Origin of the sequence: Frankia sp. BMG5.23 (assembly GCF_000685765.2) — a bacterium.
GTDB classification, from domain to species: Bacteria; Actinomycetota; Actinomycetes; order Frankiales; family Frankiaceae; genus Frankia; species Frankia casuarinae.
This window is the reverse complement of the sequence record NZ_JDWE01000011.1, coordinates 12519-29572: the sequence shown is the minus strand read 5'-3', so window position 1 is coordinate 29572 and position 17054 is coordinate 12519. Positions and strand designations below refer to the sequence as shown.

Annotated in this window: 11 protein-coding genes; 3 read left to right on the top strand and 8 right to left on the bottom strand. The window is 72.2% G+C overall.

Translation table 11 applies throughout. The features are described from left to right. The first annotated feature begins 296 nt into the window (after positions 1-296). Both BMG523DRAFT_RS07525 and BMG523DRAFT_RS07520 read left to right on the top strand, forming a co-directional pair. On the top strand, positions 297-1472 hold the full coding sequence (locus BMG523DRAFT_RS07525) for an exonuclease SbcCD subunit D (protein ID WP_035941345.1): 1176 nt from the start codon (positions 297-299) through the stop codon (positions 1470-1472). After that, positions 1472-4630: an AAA family ATPase gene (locus tag BMG523DRAFT_RS07520; protein ID WP_043590744.1), complete on the top strand. Its 3159-nt coding sequence runs from the start codon at positions 1472-1474 to the stop codon at positions 4628-4630. Before BMG523DRAFT_RS07525 ends, BMG523DRAFT_RS07520 begins: the two co-directional genes overlap by 1 nt. A gap of 181 nt (positions 4631-4811) precedes the next feature. Here BMG523DRAFT_RS07520 and BMG523DRAFT_RS07515 read toward each other — a convergent pair whose 3' ends face one another. From BMG523DRAFT_RS07515 to rplU, 5 genes are all read right to left on the bottom strand, one after another. Then, positions 4812-5174, bottom strand: a complete 363-nt coding sequence (locus BMG523DRAFT_RS07515) for a hypothetical protein (RefSeq protein ID WP_011435668.1) — start codon at positions 5172-5174, stop codon at positions 4812-4814. Positions 5175-5524: 350 nt separating this feature from the next. Beyond that, entirely contained in the window at positions 5525-6640 is a 1116-nt protein-coding gene (proB, locus tag BMG523DRAFT_RS07510; RefSeq protein WP_011435667.1) for a glutamate 5-kinase, read from the bottom strand. Positions 6641-6644: 4 nt separating this feature from the next. After that, positions 6645-8234, bottom strand: coding sequence for a GTPase ObgE (obgE, locus tag BMG523DRAFT_RS07505; RefSeq protein WP_011435666.1), 1590 nt, complete (start codon positions 8232-8234; stop codon positions 6645-6647). A gap of 173 nt (positions 8235-8407) precedes the next feature. Beyond that, entirely contained in the window at positions 8408-8674 is a 267-nt protein-coding gene (gene rpmA / locus BMG523DRAFT_RS07500) for a 50S ribosomal protein L27 (protein ID WP_011435665.1), read from the bottom strand. A 5-nt stretch (positions 8675-8679) separates the two neighbouring features. Beyond that, entirely contained in the window at positions 8680-8997 is a 318-nt protein-coding gene (gene rplU / locus BMG523DRAFT_RS07495; RefSeq protein WP_011435664.1) for a 50S ribosomal protein L21, read from the bottom strand. A gap of 466 nt (positions 8998-9463) precedes the next feature. Here rplU and BMG523DRAFT_RS07490 point away from each other — a divergent pair, with 466 nt between their 5' ends. Beyond that, positions 9464-10093, top strand: a complete 630-nt coding sequence (locus tag BMG523DRAFT_RS07490; protein ID WP_043590743.1) for a hypothetical protein — start codon at positions 9464-9466, stop codon at positions 10091-10093. A gap of 133 nt (positions 10094-10226) precedes the next feature. On the opposite strand, the gene BMG523DRAFT_RS07485 is transcribed toward BMG523DRAFT_RS07490, so the two are convergent. From BMG523DRAFT_RS07485 to BMG523DRAFT_RS07475, 3 genes are all read right to left on the bottom strand, one after another. After that, positions 10227-13793, bottom strand: a complete 3567-nt coding sequence (locus BMG523DRAFT_RS07485) for an Rne/Rng family ribonuclease (RefSeq protein WP_083494766.1) — start codon at positions 13791-13793, stop codon at positions 10227-10229. 441 nt (positions 13794-14234) lie between these two features. Then, positions 14235-14984 carry a TIGR03936 family radical SAM-associated protein gene (locus BMG523DRAFT_RS07480; RefSeq protein ID WP_011435661.1) on the bottom strand — a complete coding sequence of 250 codons (750 nt, stop codon included), beginning with the start codon at positions 14982-14984 and terminating at the stop codon, positions 14235-14237. Further along, positions 14968-17007: a TIGR03960 family B12-binding radical SAM protein gene (locus tag BMG523DRAFT_RS07475; protein WP_011435660.1), complete on the bottom strand. Its 2040-nt coding sequence runs from the start codon at positions 17005-17007 to the stop codon at positions 14968-14970. The genes BMG523DRAFT_RS07480 and BMG523DRAFT_RS07475 overlap by 17 nt, the downstream gene beginning before the upstream one ends. Between the last annotated feature and the right edge of the window lie 47 nt (positions 17008-17054).

Genomic DNA, 17054 nt, shown 5'->3' with positions numbered 1-17054 from the left:
CGGGTCCTCCGTTAGGCGGGCGCCGCGGCGCTGCCCGCCGCTACGAGGCTACCGGTGGCTCGGCGGTCGTGCCGTTCATCGCTCCTCACCCGCATCCGTCACCTACACCCGCATCCGTCACCTGCTCATCCCTGCATCCGCGACCTACTCATCTCCTTATCCCGTTATCCAGATCCGCGATCCGCCAGGTCCGCGACAGGCAGGGACCCGGAACGGTGATAACCGGAACAGCCAGAAAGGCGCGCAGTTCGGACCCCCATGACGATCATCTCGACGGGATTGCCTACCGTGCTCGCATGCGTGCGCTGCACACGTCCGACTGGCATCTCGGGCGTGGCCTGTACGGTCACGACCTGATGCCGGCCCAGGCGGCCTTCGTCGATCATCTCGTCGACGTCGTCCGTTCCGAGGGCGTTGACGTCGTGCTCATCGCCGGCGACGTGCACGATCGGGCGATCCCGCCGGTGGGCGCGCTGGAGCTCTTCGACGAGGCGCTCTCCCGACTGCGCGATGCCGGCGCCCGGGTCGTGGTGATCAGTGGCAACCACGACGCGGCCCGCCGGCTCGGCGACAAGGCCGGCCTGCTCGACCCCCGCGTCCGCATCCGGACGGATCCGGCCGCGGTCGGGGATCCGGTCGTCGTCGAGGATCCCGCCGGGGCGGTCCGGGTGTACGCGATCCCCTACCTGGAGCCGTCGGCGGCGAACTCCCAGCTTCCCGAACCGGCGCAGGCGCCATCTGGCTCGGACGTCCCGGCCGCCGGGATCCCCGCCGCGACGATGCACCGGGCGATGCACGCGGTGCGGGCCGACCTCGCACGGTATCCGGATGCCCGGTCCGTCGTGGTGGCGCACGCCTGGGTCACCGGCGGGGCGGCGAGCGAGAGCGAACGCGACATCAGCGTCGGCGGGGTGGGCAATGTGCCGGCCCGGTTGTTCGAGGGGATCACCTATACCGCGCTCGGCCATCTGCACCGGCCACAGGCGATCGCCCCGTCCGTCCGCTACAGCGGATCGCCACTGGCCTACTCCTTCTCGGAGTCCGGCGACGCGAAAGCGTCGCTGCTCGTCGAGATCGGTCCGACCGGGCTGGGGAACGTGACCCGCATCGGCGTTCCCGCCCGGCGGCGGATGACCCTGCTGCGCGGCAGTCTTGCCGACCTCCTCACCGACCCCGCCCATGCCCCGCACGAGGCCGACTTCGTCTCCGCCGTGCTGACCGACCCCGTCCGCCCCATGGACGCCATGGCCCGGTTGCAGCACCGGTTCCCCTTCGCCCTACGGCTCGCGCACGAACCGGAGACGGAACCAGACGAGATACTCAGCTTCGGCCGGCGGACCCGGGGACGCTCGGAGCTGGAGATCGCCGAGGCCTTCGTCGCCCATGTACGCAGCGCTCCCTCGGCTCGGGAACGTGCTCTGCTCGCCGAAGCCCTCGGCGCCGCCCGCCGGGCCGAGGAGGAAGTCGCCTGATGCGTCCCCACCACCTGACCCTGGCGGCGTTCGGCGCCTTCCCCGGCACCGTCGAGATCGATTTCGACGTCCTCGGCAGCGGCGGCCTGCTCCTGCTCTGCGGGGAGACCGGGGGCGGCAAGACGACGCTGCTCGACGCGGTCGGGTTCGCGCTGTTCGGCCGGGTACCGGGGATGCGCGGGGAGGTCTCCGGGCCGCCGGACCTGCGCTCGCACCACGCCGCGGCATCCCTACGGCCGGAGGTGACGCTGGAGTTCACTGTGGCGGCGGGACGTTTCCGGATCACCCGCGGCCCCGCCTGGGACAAGCCGAAACGCGGCGGCGGGACGACCCGCGCCCATCCGACGGCGCGGCTGGAACGGTTCGACGGCGCCGGCGGCTGGGAGACGGTCGCCACCCGCATGGAGGACGTCGGCCATGAGATCGACCTGCTCGTCGGCATGAGCGACAAGCAGTTCTTCCAGGTCATCATGCTCCCGCAGGGACGCTTCGCCGACTTCCTCCAAGCCGACCACGGTGCGCGCGAGAAGCTCCTGAAGCGGCTGTTCCACGTCAACCGCTTCGAATACGCCGAGCAGTGGCTGCTGGACCAGGCAAAGATCGCCGCCGAACGGCTGGCGCTGGCCCGCGCCGAGCTCGACCGGGTGACCGCCCGGGTCTCGCAGGTGGCGGCCGTCGACGAGCCGGAGGATCCGACGGCTGACGCCGGCTGGGCCTCGGACCTCGCCAGGACCGCCGCGGCGGCGGCCATCTCGGCCGACGAGGCGGCCGGCGCGGCGGCAGCGCGGCGCACCGCGGCCGAGGAGGCCTTGGACCAGGCACGCGACCTCGCCCGACGCGTCGGGCAGCGCCGGGTACTGGCCGCCCGGCAGGAGGAGCTCGCGGCACAGGCGCCCCGGATCGAGCTGCTCGCCACCGAGCTGGACGCGGCCCGCCGGGCCGCCGTCGTCGCACCCGCCCTGGGCGAGGTCCACCGCCGCGCCGCCGAGGTCCACCGGGCCGAGGCCGCCGAACGCGACGCCCGGGACCGGCTCGGACGCCATCCATCCGGGCTCCTTCCCGGGGAACCCGCCCCCTCGGGACCGCTGCCCGAGGAGGGCACCGGGAGGCCTGCCGAGGCACCTGCCGAAGCACCTGCCGAGGAACTCGCCCGCCTGGCCCGCCTCGCCCACACCGAGACCGGGCGACTGGGAACGTTGGCCGACACCCTCGCCGCCGCCGAGCGGGACGCCGAGGAGGCCGCCGGGGCCGACCAGGATACGGCCGCCTACACCCGGTCCGCCGCCGAACTCGCCGAGGCGATCAGCGTCACGCTGCCCCGCGCCCGCGTCGCGGCCGAGGCCCGGGTGGAGGTCGCCCGGCGGGCCGGCGCCGCTCTGCCCGGCCTGGTCGAACGGGCCCGGTGGGCCAAGGAGCTGGCCTCCGCCGTCCGGGAGGGGCGGCAGGTGCGGACCGTGGCCGACGAGGCCGAACGAGACGCATCCGCGGCCCGGACCCACGCATCCGACCTCCGGCAGCAGCGATTCGACGCCATCACCGCCGAACTCGCCGCCGCGCTTGTCCATGACACGCCCTGTCCGGTCTGCGGGGCCCTGGAGCATCCCGACCCGGCCGAGACCCGGGCCGACCATGTGAGCAAGGACGCCGAGACCGCGGCCGGGCAGGAGGCGGACCGGCTCGCCGACGCCGCGACGAGGGCGAGCCGGGCGGTGGCCCACTGGGAGTCCCGGGTCCGGGCGCTGCACGCCGACCTGGTCGGCCCAACGGACCCGGACCACAGCGCGAACCCGGACCACAGCGCGAACCCGGACCACAGCGCGAACCCGGACGACCGCGTCGAGGCGGCCTTCGCCGAGATCCGCGCGCTTCCGGTCGCGACGCTGCTGGGCGGCTCCGGGGCGCCGGTCGCGGATCGGCTCGATGAACTCGCCGCCGTGCTGACCCACGCGGTCCGCGCCCGGACCCGGACGGCGAAGAAGCTCGCCGCGGCGGAGGCCGCGTTGCGCGAGGTCCACGAGAACGAGAAGGAGACCGCGGCCCGCCATTCCGCCGCACGGACCGCGGCGCAGGCGGCCCGGGAACGCGCGGCGGACGCCCGGGACCGCGCCGCCCGACGGCTCGCCGGCGTTCCGGCGGAGCTATGCGACCCCGACGCCCTGGCCGCGCGCCGCCGTGCCGTCACCGCCCTCGCCGCCGATCACGAGGCCGCGCAGGCCGCGGCCCTGGCTGCCGAGCAGGCCCGGGCCGAACACATCCGCGCCGGGACGGCCGCCCTCGACCAGGCGCGGCAGGCGGGGTTCTCCGACCTGGACGACGCCGCCGAGGCCGTGCGGGACTCCGACTGGATGCGCCGCGCCGCGGACGAGGCCCGGGCCCATCGGGACGAGCTCGTCGCCGTCGGGGCCAGGCTGGCGGGCGAGGATCTCGCCGTCGATCCGGACACCGAGGTCCCGCTGGCCGACCACGAGACGGCCGTGACCGACGCCCGCGAGGTCCACGAGAGCGCGCTCGCCACGGCCGCACGCGCCCGGGAACGGGCCGAACGGCTGGCCTCGCTGGTCACGGAGTTCACCGAGAAGCTCACTACCCTGGATCCGCTGCGGGAGGCGGCGGACGAGCTGCGGGGCCTCGCCGATCTGGCCGCCGGGCGGGGTGCCAACACCGAGCGCATGCCGCTGTCCAGCTTCGTGCTGGCGGCCCGGTTGGAAGAGGTGGCCGCCGCCGCCAGCCATCGGCTCGCGGCGATGAGCAGCGGTCGGTTCACCCTGGTGCACGACGCGGGGGAAAGCCGCGACAAGCGTCGGCGCGCCGGCCTCGGGCTGCTGGTCGACGACGCCTGGACCGGCCGGCGGCGCGACACCGCCACCCTGTCCGGCGGGGAGACCTTCCAGGCGGCGCTGTCACTGGCCCTCGGGCTCGCCGACGTCGTGACGGCCGAGGCGGGAGGCCGGCGGATGGACGCGCTGTTCATCGACGAGGGTTTCGGCACGCTCGACCCGGACAGCCTCGACGAGGTGATGACCGTTCTCGACGAACTGCGTTCCGGCGGCCGGCTCGTCGGCGTCGTCAGCCATGTCACCGAGCTGCGCCAGCGCATCCCGAACCAAATCCGGGTCGTCAAAGGGGTCGGCGGCAGCCGGGTCGAGACCACGTCCTGACCCGGACGCACCACTGACCCGGGCACACCACTACTCGGCTGGCCTAGCCGGGAAAACCGCCCCCAGGCCAGGACCCGGGATCGGAAATGGCCGCCACCGGATTCCGGTGGCGGCCATTTCGGCATTGCCGAGCGGACCAGGGATCAGATCATTTCATCGAGTCTTCAACGGAGATGTCCGGTTACGAGAACAAGTTTATGGTGACCGACTTTCCACTGAACGGTCTCTGGAGGGGGAAGGTACGGCTGTAGTTGTCAGAGCTGTCGGAACACTGGACGCTGAAGGTGGCGCTCGTGCCGGCCACCGGAACCTGCTGGAGGCTCAGGCTGTAGAAGCCGCCGGCGCCGACGCCGGACGAGTCGAACTCGCCGGCCGTCGTGCGGACCGCCACGCCCGCCGCGGCGCTGGCCGGGCACCTGGCGACGCCGCCGATCAAGACATTCGAACTGTTCAAATCCGCGCTCGCGGGAAGGGCCGATGCCAGCGTCAGCGCGCCGGCGGCTCCGGCCGAGGCGAGGAGACCCACGGTCCTACGCATTCTCATGACGAAATAACCTCTCTCAACAGATTCGACCTCTTGCCCGCCGAGGGAAGGTTACCCGACTCCGGAAGCGCTATTCGCCGCCGTCGCTATTTTTTGCGCCGAGACCCCTTCAGTTTTATCGGCGGCTTTCCGGGTAGCCGGGGTGAAATGCCGGGAAAGAACTGTTGACGGGCTCTCTCGAATTCCGGGCCACGAGGCGCGATAGACGCCGGTTTCCACTGGAATATCGTCGTCAAAGCCATCCCCAATCCGATATGTCTAATTATATGGATAGCTATCTGGACGGTCTTGTCCCGGGCCGGCGCGCCTGGCTGTCACCTCAGCCCGGGTCGGGTGAGTAGCCGGCCGGGTCAGCGGGCCGGCAGCAGCAGCACGAGGTCGTCGCGGTGGACGATCTCACGTTCGTACGACGGTCCGAGTTCCATGGCGAGGTCGGCCGTCGAACGCCCGAGCATCACGGGCAGCTCCGCCGCGTCGAAGGCGACGAGCCCCCGCGCCACGGACCGCCCGTCGGGGTCGACCAGGTCCACCGGGTCCCCCGCGGCGAAGTCCCCCTCCACGCCGGTTATCCCGGCGGGCAGCAGCGACGCCCGCCGCCGTACCACCGCGGCCACCGCCCCGGAGTCCAAGTGCAGCCGGCCCTCGGGTGCGGTCGCGTGCGCCAGCCAGAGCAGGCGGGAGGCCCGACGCGACCCGGTGGGGTGGAAGACGGTGCCGACCTCCTCCCCCCGCAGCACCGGTGCGGCGTTCGCGGCCGAGGTGATGATCGCCGTGACGCCGCCGGAAGCCGCCATCCGGGCCGCCTCGATCTTGGTAGCCATCCCGCCGACCCCGACACCGGCGGTGCCCGTGCCCCGGGCGGTCAGCCCGTCCAGGTCGGTATCCGAACGCACCTCGCGCACCATGGTCGCCGGGCCCAGCCTGGGGTTGGCGTCGTACAGGCCGTCCACGTCGGACAGAAGCACCAGCAGATCCGCCGACACGAGATGGGCGACAATCGCGGCGAGCCGGTCGTTGTCGCCGACCCGGATCTCCTGGGTGGCCACCGCGTCGTTCTCGTTGATGATCGGGATGACGTCGAGCTCAAGCAGCCGGTCGAGCGCGGTCCGGGCGTTACGGTAGTGGGTGCGGCGGATCACATCGGTCGCCGTCAGCAGCACCTGGCCGACCTGGTGACCGGCCCGTCCGAACGCCGCCGCGTAGCTGTGTACGAGCGAGCTCTGGCCGACGCTCGCCGCCGCCTGCTGGGTGGCGAGGTCACGCGGCCGCCGGGCCAGGCCGAGCGGGGCGAGACCCGCGGCGATGGCCCCGGAGGACACCAGCACCAGTTGTTGTCCGGCCCGGGGCAGCACCGCGGCCACCAGCGCCTCAAGCCGGTCGACGTCCAGACCGCCGGCGGCCGTCGTCAGCGAGGACGAACCGACCTTGACGACGACCCGGCGCGCGTCGGTCACGAACGGACGCACGCCTTCATCCTTCTTCTTCTCCTCGACCCGCCGGTTCTCCTCGTACCGCCGGGTCGACGACGGCGGCGGCGCGGCGAGCCATCCGTTCGGCCCGGGTCAACCGCACCGAGGCCCGCAACCGGTCGTCGGTCCCGCGCGGTCCGAGGGACACCGAGGAACCCGTGTCCCCACCTCGGCCGGGTGACGGTGCCGCACCGGAGGCCGCGGTGCCGGCCGGCCCGCGGCCACCCGGACCGGTCTCGGCGAGCCCGTCGCCACCCGGATGATCATCAACACCCAGCCCACCGTTCCCCAGCCCGCCGCCGCTCAGCGTCGGCTCCCAGTCGAACGTGACCTCGCCGATGGTCACCTCCGCTCCCGCGGTGGCGCCGAGGCGAGCGAGCTCCTTCTCCACGCCGAGGCGGGCGAGCCGGTCGGCGAGAAAGCCGATCGCCTCGTCGTTGGTGAAGTCGGTCTGCCGCACCCAGCGCTCGGGCTTCGACCCGGTGATCAGGAAACCGTCGCCGAGGGGGCGCACCGTGAAGTCGGGCTCGTTCACCGCGCGGGGACGCAGCACGATGCGGGTCGCCGCCCGGGCCGGCGCGGCCGCCCGGTGCTGGGCGACGAGGTCGGCCAAGGCCAGGGACAGCGCGTGCACGCCACGTCGGGTCGCGGTACTCACCGCGAAGACCGCGAGGTCACGGGCTCGCAGCTCGGGAGCGACGAGCTCCGCGAGCTCCGCGGCGTCCGGAACGTCGATCTTGTTGAGGACGACCAGCCGGGGACGGTCGGACAGATCGGCGGAGTAGGCGGCGAGCTCGGCCTCGATGACGTCGAGGTCGGTCATCGGATCACGACCCGGTTCCAGGGTGGCGCAGTCCAGCACATGCACGATCACCGAGCAGCGTTCGATGTGCCGGAGGAACTCCAAGCCCAGCCCGCGTCCCTCGCTGGCGCCCGGAATCAGGCCGGGGACGTCCGCGACCGTGTAAGGAGGACGATCACCCGCCTGCGCCACGCCGAGATTGGGCACCAGCGTCGTGAAGGGATAGTCGGCGATCTTCGGCTTGGCCGCGCTGAGCACCGACACCAGGGAGGACTTGCCGGCGCTGGGAAAACCGACGAGCGCGACGTCGGCCACGGTCTTGAGTTCCAGCACGGCGTCGAGCTGCTCGCCGGGCTCGCCGAGTTCGGCGAACCCGGGGGCCTTGCGGCGGGCCGACGCGAGCGCCGCGTTGCCCCGCCCCCCACGGCCGCCGCGGGCCAGTACGAACGCGCTGCCCGGTCCGACCAGGTCGATGATCTGCTCGCCGTCCTCTGTCAGCACGACGGTTCCGTCCGGCACCGGGAGGACGAGGTCCGCACCGTCCGCTCCGTGCCGGTTCGACCCCTGGCCGGGGCGTCCCCGAGAGGCGCGCTGATGCGGATGGAAGTGGAAGTCGAGCAGGGTGGTCACGCTCGGGTCCACCACGAGGCGGACGTCACCACCCCGGCCGCCGTCACCGCCGTCCGGCCCGCCCAGCGGCTTGAACTTCTCCCGGTGGATGGAGGCACAGCCGTGACCGCCGTCCCCGGCCGTCGCGTGCAGCACCACCCGGTCGACGAACGTCGGCATCACCGCCTCCTCTCTACATCCCTCCCCGCGAGAGAGGCGCCAAAGCCGCGCAACCACGCCCGGAAGGGCGGTGGTACGCGCGGCTGCTGGCTCACCAGTGATCGCCGATGATCGCCATCTGACGGCAACCAAGGCCACGCCGTCGAACCGACGGCGTGGCCTTGACGATCAGATTAAGCGGGTACCGCCGCCTCGGCCACCACGTTCACGACCCGACGGCCCCGCCGATGGCCGAACCGCACGTGCCCGGGCGAGAGCGCGAACAGCGTGTCGTCCTTGCCGCGCCCGACCAGATCACCCGGGTGGAAATGGGTCCCGCGCTGACGGACGATGATCTCGCCGGCCTTCACGTACTGGCCGCCGAAGCGCTTCACGCCCAGCCGCTGCGCGTTCGAATCCCGCCCGTTGCGCGAGGAACTCGCGCCCTTCTTGTGCGCCATCCCGCTCAGGCCTTCCCGGTCTCGATGCCAGTCACCTTGAGACGCGTCAGCTTCTGGCGGTGACCCTGGCGCTTGTGGTAGCCGGTCTTGTTCTTGAACTTGTGGATCCGGATCTTCGGACCCTTGACGACGCCGACGACCTCGGCGGTGACCGCGACGGACGCGAGAGCGTCGGCGTCGTGGGTGACCGACTCGCCATCGACGAGCAGGAGCGCCGGAAGGTTCACGGCCGCGCCCGGCTCTCCGGAAAGGAGCTCGACGTCGACGACATCGCCGACGGCGACCCTGTGCTGCTTGCCGCCGCTGGCAACGACCGCGTACACCAGATCTCCCTGCTGTTGTTATGCCGCTGTGACCGCACGGAACCCGAAACGGCGTTCCCCGCGGAGCTTTGGGTGCGCATGGGCCGCGATCGACCGGAACGCGGACGATCAGCGGTCATCCAGCGAGCATTGCCCGCTAGCGAGCATCGCCCCATCCGGATGAGCATGCGGACTCCACCTTACAGGTCATCGGGAGCGGAGCGAAGGAGCGCCCGCCGCATACCGCGCATTCCGTCCCGCGCATCCCCCGCACGGCGGTCGCGTGTCCCGCACCCGACGGGCCCGCCGGGCGGATCTCATCGCGGGTCCTCGCCCCGCTCGTCCGGGTCATATCCAGGGATGACCCGGACGGGCCATGGTGTAGGCCACTGAGGAGAGAGAAGCATGGATCGTCCACATGGCGGAGTTCCACGATGGATCGTGAGGCTTCGGCGCCGGGAATGAGATCGCGTCGGGGGTGACGAGGATGTACTGGCAGCTGGTGATCTGGGCCGCGGGAGCCGGTACCGCCGTCGCTCTGGCTGTCGTCTGCCGCCCGGCGGCCACCGCCGCCCGTCGTTACGGCTCGGTTCCCGGCACGGTCCCCGCCGCGACGGGCGCGCTGACCGTGCTGGTCGTCGTCGGTCTCACCCTCACGGCCTTCGCCGGCCTACCGCCCTGGGCAGGCGCCTGTTGGACGCTGGGCACCGCGGCCACGGCCGGATGGATCGCGCTGCGCCGGCGGGGTCCATCCGCGTGGGGATTGCCCGATTCCGGGATGAAGGGCCGGCCGTCCGGTGGTCTCGAGGCGGGAGAGGCGGGAGAGGCGGGAGACCCGGGAGAGGCGGCCGATCCCGCCTACGCGGCCGATGAGCCGGTCCTACGCGGTCGGATGATCCCGAACCTCGCCGATCAGGACGATCTGGTGCAGTCGCTGACCATCGCCTCCTATGCCCTGCAGATGGGCGATCCAGGACGGGCCCGTCAGGCGATCGAGGTAGCCTTGTCCCGTTCCCGGGCCACCCTCGACCTGCTACTGCGGGAGAATGCCGGCCGCGGGCTCGTGCGCCCGGGCCCGGCCGCCGGGCCGAGTCGGGCCGGGCCGACCGCCGCCTGAACGGCCGGTCCGGCTCTCCGCCAAGCCTCGATCAGCTGGGGGCGCCCACGACGAGCATCCCACGCCGGACGCCGCGGGGTCCTTCCGCTCCAGAGACAAGCTGACGGACCAGCGGCACCGGATCTCTGGCGGGTCAGGCGCTCGGGGGTTCCGCCGAGGGCACGGACTCCAGCGACTCGGCCGGCTTGGACACCGGCCGGGAGGCCCGCCGTCGTCGGCCCCGGGCCGGTTTGCCCACAGTGGACAAGGCGTTGTCCGCGGTCGCGAGGCTGTCGGGATCATCGGAGTTGGCGTACACCGGCGGCAGGGCCTCCTCGAGGCCGCCCGCGCCGGAGCCACCGCCAGCGGGCACATGCCCGTTCGACCCGGCTGGGGAACCGGCTGCCCCGAGTCCCGGGGCGGCGGCAGCTGCGGCCCCGCCCGCCGGCCCCGCCGCACTGTCGGCCGCATGCGCGGGCTCGGGCGCGGGCACCGTATCCGCGGCGGTGACGCCCGCGGTGGCTATCGCACCCTCGCCGGCCGTCACGGCGACGTTCTCCGCGGCGTCGGGCGTCGATGATGCGGCGGATCCGATGGGTTCGCCAGGTCCGCCGGACGCCTCGGATTCGGATGCGGACGTAGGCTCGGCCGACGCGGCGGCGATGATCGCGGGGCCGTCGACGGCACTCGTGGACACGGCACTCGCGGACACGGCACTCGCGGACGAGGAGCGGACCCGACGACCGGACCCGGACCCCTCCGCCGGCGCGGGCACCGCCACCGGAGTCGGCTGACCGGCACCGGACACAATGGTCCCGCTCGGCACGCCGGCTGCGGCGTGTGCACCGCTGCCGCCGTCGAGGTGGATGACCACCCCGCGGCCGTTGCAGTGCACGCACGGCTCGCTGTACGCCTCCAGCAGGCCCTGCCCCACCCGCTTGCGGGTCATCTGGACCAGCCCGAGGCTGGTCACCTCGGCGACCTGGTGCCGGGTACGGTCCCGGCCAAGGCACTCGGTGAGCCGGCGCAGGACCAGTTCTCGGTTGCTCTCCAGAACCATGTCGATGAAGTCGATGACAATGATGCCACCGATATCCCGCAGCCGCAGCTGACGGACGATCTCCTCGGCGGCTTCCAGGTTGTTCTTGGTGACCGTCTCCTCGAGGTTGCCGCCCTTGCCGGTGAACTTGCCCGTGTTGACGTCGATGACCGTCATCGCCTCGGTCCGGTCGATGACGAGCGATCCACCCGAGGGCAGCCAGACCTTGCGGTCGAGGGCCTTGGCGAGCTGCTCGTCTACCCGGTACTCGGCGAAGACGTCACCGGTTCCGGTGTAGCGGCGGATCCGCGACCGCAGGTCGGGAGCCACTGTGTCGATGTACTCCTCGATCGTGATGGCCTCACCCGAGCCCTGGACGACCAGCTCGGTGAAGTCCTCGTTGAAGATGTCCCGGATCACCCGGACGACCAGGTCCGGCTCGCCGTAGAGCAGCGAGGGCGCCGACGCCTTCTTCGCCTTGCGCTCGATGTCCTCCCATTGGGCGGCGAGCCGCTCGATGTCGCGTTCCAGCTCGGCCTCGCTGGCACCCTCGGCTGCGGTGCGCACGATGACCCCACCGTCCTCGGGCGTGATTTTCTTCAGGATGCTCTTGAGCCGAGCTCGTTCGGTGTCCGGCAACTTGCGGCTGATCCCGGCGTTCTGTCCGTCCGGGACGAACACCAGGTACCGCCCCGGCAGACTGATCTGGCTGGTGAGCCGCGCGCCCTTGTGCCCGATCGGATCCTTGGACACCTGGACCAGGACCGACTGACCGGACTTGAGCACCTGCTCGATCTTGCGAGGCCGACCGTCCAGCCCGGATGCGTCGTAGTTGACCTCGCCGGCGTAGAGGACGGCATTGCGTCCCTTACCGATGTCGACGAAGGCCGCCTCCATGCTGGCCAGCACGTTCTGTACTCGGCCGAGGTAGACGTTGCCCGCATAGGACGACGAGCTCGCCCGGGTCACGAAGTGCTCGACGAGTACCCCGTCCTCCAGCACGGCGATCTGGGTGCGCTCCCCCGCGTGGCGGACGACCATCCGGCGTTCGACCGACTCCCGCCGGGCCAGGAACTCCGCCTCGGTGACGATCGGTGGCCGACGCCGACCACTGTCGCGGCCCTCCCGGCGCCGCTGACGCTTGGCCTCCAGACGGGTGGACCCGCTCAGCCCCCGGACCAGGTCCTCGTCCTTGCGGGTCTCCCGGACGTGGACGACCGTGTTCGGCGGGTCGTCGGCGAGCGCCGGCTCGTCGCCGCCGGCGCGACGGCGCCGCCGCCGCCGACGGCGGGCCCCTCCCAGCCGGTCGTCCTCGTCCTCACCGTCACGCTCGGCACTTTCCTCCGCCGCGCCGGGGGTCGTCTCGGCGCCCTCATCCGACGCGACGGCGGGCACCGACCCGGTTCCCTGCCCGGCCACGGACGAGCCGTCCACACCGTCCGTGTCCTGTGCCACACCCTCGCGACCCGTGTCGTCCGCGGCCGCGGCGCCGTCCTCCGGGCCGGACTCCACGCCGTCCTCGTCGCCCCGGGCCCGACCACGACCACGGCGACCACGGCGCCGACGGCGGGTGGAGGCCGAGCCGCCCCCATCCGGGTCGTCGTCGAATTCGCTGTCCTCCTCGCCGCCCGTGAGGTCGCCCATCGTGTCGGGATCGGTCGTGTCGGGATCGGTGGCCACGTCCGCCTCGTCCCGGGGGTGAGCCGGTGCCTCGGCATGCCGCCGCTCGGCGGACGGGAACGCCGTGCCCGCCACGGCATCCACCGCGGTGGCGGCGGATCCGAGTTCGGCGGCACGCCGCCAGCGAGCCTCCACGACCGCCGGTTCGGGAGCCTGGAAGGTCACCATGGCGGCCGGTCGCCGGAGCACGGGACGGATCATCGTCTCGACGACCGGCTCGTTATGGATCCCGGCCCAGGTCGGAGCGGTCGCCCGCCTGGCCCTTGTCGCCGCGCTCCGGGTGCTGCCGGCCTCGGGCTCGGCAGAGCTCGGCTCGGCAGAGCTCGGCTCGGCAGATCTCGACTCAGCGGTCGACTCCCGGGCCGCCGGCTCGGCGACGCCGGGCTCGTCGGTCCCGGGCTGCGCGGACTCCGGTTCCGTGGGCCCAGGCGTGTCCGTAGGCCCGGATGTGTCCGTAGGCCCGGGCGTGTCGGGAGCCGACGCCACGGCGGCGGTCGAACCCGCGGGTACACCGACGGACCCGGTCGCACCGACATCCGGCATCGCCGGACCGAGGATGGTCGCATCGCCAGGCCCGGCGGCGACCGGCCCGGCTGCCGCGGTGCCGGACCCGGCCGGGTCCGGCACCGCGGCAGCGGGCGTCATCAGTCCGGAGATGGCACGACGGGCCCTGGTCCGTTTCGGCTTCGCAGCGACGTCCGGCGATACGACGTCCCGCGGCGCGTCCTCGGTGGGAGGGGCGTCCTCGGCGGGAGGGGCGTCCTCGGCGGGAGGGGCAACCGGCACCTCGGTCACCTCACGCACCGCGCGGCGGCTGCGTGCCGCCCGGGTGCGCCGCGCCGGCACCGGTTCGGTGGCCTCCACCGTGTCGTCCCGGGCCGTGTCGTCCCGGGCCGGGACGACAGTGACGGATTCGACGGTGGCGGGTTTATCGACCGGACCTGGTTCGCCGACCGGGGTGGTCGAGGGAGCGTCGGCTTCGGTGGTATCCGCCGGTTCCATCCTGGCCCTGGCGGAGCCGCGGGTCATCCGGGCGCGGGTGGTCGAACCGGCGTCCCGGCGACGGCGCCGGCCCTCGGCCGGCGCCGAGGGTGCGTCGCCGGAGGTCTCGTCTCGAAGGGGCACGCCCGGGACCTGTGCGACGGCCGGGTCGTCCGGAACCGGATTCCCGGCTGGCGCCACATCGGTCACGTTCGGCCCGGCGGTGGCATGGTCGTCGGCGGGTGGGCCTGCCGCTCGTCCCGCGGCCCTGCGCCTACGCGCCGCCGGTCGGGTGGGCTCGGATTCAGTCTGGATGGTCAGATCGTCGTCGGGCACGGGTTAAGAAGCCTCTCGGGCTCCCGGGCGCGCTGCTCATGCAGTCGCGACCGCGCAGAAGCCACTGTCTCGGTCCGGCGCGGGTACCGCCGGGGAATCCTGCGACGCCCTGCAACACGCTGAGGTTCAACCCACCAGCCGGCCAGCGCCGTTGCGGTCCTGCGCCAGCGGGTCCGCCACAGTGCCGTCCTCACACAGTCGGCCCTGTTCGAGCCGGGTGGACTCGGGCGGCGCCGACGAGCGCAGGCCGGCTACCACGCCTAGGGCGGTCAGCACGTCGTCTGGTCGTACAGCGGGCGTCGTGTGCCGCACGACCATCTCCAGTATCGCACACGTGTCGTTCTCTGCGCGGCAAACGGCGGAGACCACTGCCGCGCGCACATCGAACCGTCGCCTGCCGTCCTTCGTCGCCCGCTCAACTTCGACCACGTCGCGGCGCAACAGCTCCCGCACGGCGGCGGAGACCTCCGGACCGGAGGCACCCGGCAACCGTACCGACCACCGCGAGGCGTCGATCCGCTCGGCGAGGCTGCCGCCTTCCGCCCGGTGGCACGCGAGCACGTCCAGCCCCGGCGGAAGAACGGCGTCCAGGCCGACCCGCAGCGCCTCCGGATCGACCGAGGCTGCCAGGGCCAGCTCGACGTATTCGGCCTCACTGGCCGCCCCGGTCGGCGCGGCACCCAGCCACGAGATCCGCGGATGCGGACTGAATCCCGCCGAATAGGCCATCGGGACCCCGGCGCGGCGCAATGCGCGCTCGAACGTTCGCGCCACGTCCCGATGTGAGAGGAATCTCAGCCGGCCCCGCTTCGCGAAACGAAGTCGCACCCGTTCGACCACCGGCGGAGGCGGCGGCCCCTCAGGTCGCCGCGCCACTGCCCACCGGAGCCGGGGCGAGCCGCGGCGTGGTCGCGGGATCGGGTTGAATGGCCGGCTGCGGTCGCTCGGCCTGCCCGGACCCGGGGCCCTGGAGGTTCGACACCGCAAGCACGGGGAGCAGCCGACGTCCGGTCGGGCCGATCTGGGTGTCGGTGCCCATCGTTGGACAGACCCCGCAGTCGTAGCAGGGTGTCCAGCGACAGTCATCGAGCTCATTCCCGCTCAGCGCATCCTGCCAATCAGCCCACAGCCAGTCCCGGTCGAGGCCCGCGTCGAGGTGATCCCAGGCCAGCACCTCGCGTTCGTCACGCTCGCGGGTGGTGAACCAGTCCAGCGACACCCCCAGCGGTTCGAGCTCCGCCGCGCACGCGGACTCCCAGCGTTCGAACGAGAAGTACTCGTTCCAGCCGTCGAAGCGGCCGCCGTCTCGCCAGACCCGTTCGATCACCGCAGCCACCCGGCGGTCACCGCGGGCCAGCAGGCCCTCGATGATGCCAGGCCGACCGTCGTGGTAACGGAAACCGATCGCCCGACCCACCTCACGATCGGCGCGCACGGCATCACGGAGCAGCTTCAGCCGGGCGTCGGTCACCTCGTGCGGCGCCTGCCCCACCCACTGAAACGGGGTGTGCGGCTTGGGCACGAACCCGCCGATCGACACGGTGCAGCGGATGTCGCGCTGCCCGCTGACCCGCCGACCGGCCCGGATGACCTCCCTGGCGAGGTCGGCGATCTCCAGCACGTCTTCGTCGGTCTCGGTCGGCAGGCCGCACATGAAATAGAGCTTCACCTGCCGCCAGCCGTGAGCGTAAGCGGTGCTAACGGTGCGGACCAGGTCCTCGGCACTGACCATCTTGTTGATGACCCGACGCAGCCGCTCGGAGCCGCCCTCGGGGGCGAAGGTCAGCCCGCTACGCCGGCCGTTACGGGAGAATTCGTTCGCGAGCGTGACGTTGAAGGCGTCCACCCGAGTGGACGGCAGACTCAACGAGACGTTGGCGCCCTCGTACCGGTCGGCGAGACCGGTGGCGATCTCGCCGATCTCGGTGTGGTCCGCGCTCGACAACGACAGCAGGCCGACCTCGGAGAAGCCCGTCGCGCGCAGCCCCGCGTCGACCATCGCACCGATGGTGGCGATGTTGCGCTCACGCACCGGACGGGTGATCATCCCGGCCTGGCAGAACCGGCAGCCCCGGGTGCAGCCGCGGAAGATCTCCACGCTCATCCGCTCGTGCACCGTCTCGGCGAGCGGGACCAGCGGAGCCTTCGGATACGGCCAGGAGTCGAGATCGGACAGCGTGTGCTTGCTCGGCCGGGCCGGCACGTCGTCCCGGTTGCGGGTGACCGACCGGATACGGCCGTCGGGCCGGTAGGAGACGTCGTAGAACGCCGGCACGTACACCAGGCGCCGGCAGGCCAGCCGGTGCAACAGCTCGCCCCGGCCACCGGGACTCCCGGCCGCCTTCCAGGCGCGAACCACGTCGGTGATGCCCAGCACGGCCTGCTCGCCGTCGCCGAGCACGACGGCGTCGACGAACGTGGCGATCGGCTCGGGATTGAAGGCGGCATGCCCCCCCGCGACGACCAGCGGATCGGCGTCGGTGCGCTCGGCCGCGTGCAACGAGATCCCGGCAAGATCGAGTGCCGTCAGCAGGTTGGTATACCCGAGTTCGGTGGCGAAGCTGACGCCCAACAGGTCGAAATCGCCCACCGCGCGGTGGGCGTCCACCGTGAACTGCGGCAGCCCGTGCTCGCGCAGCAACGCTTCCAGGTCCGGCCACACCGAGTAGGTGCGCTCGGCGAGCACATCCGGCTGCTCGTTGAGGATCTCGTACAGAATCTGTAGTCCCTGGTTGGGCAGGCCGATCTCGTAGGCGTCCGGATACATCAGGCACCAGCGGACGGCCGCGGAGTCCCAGGGTTTGACCGTGGAGTTGCCTTCGCCTCCGACGTACTGCACGGGCCTTCGCACCCGCGGGAGCAGCGGCTCCAGGCGAGCGAACAGCGACTGTCCGGACATGCATGCGAGCCTACGGCACGCGCCAGGTCCACCTCGACGCTCGGCCG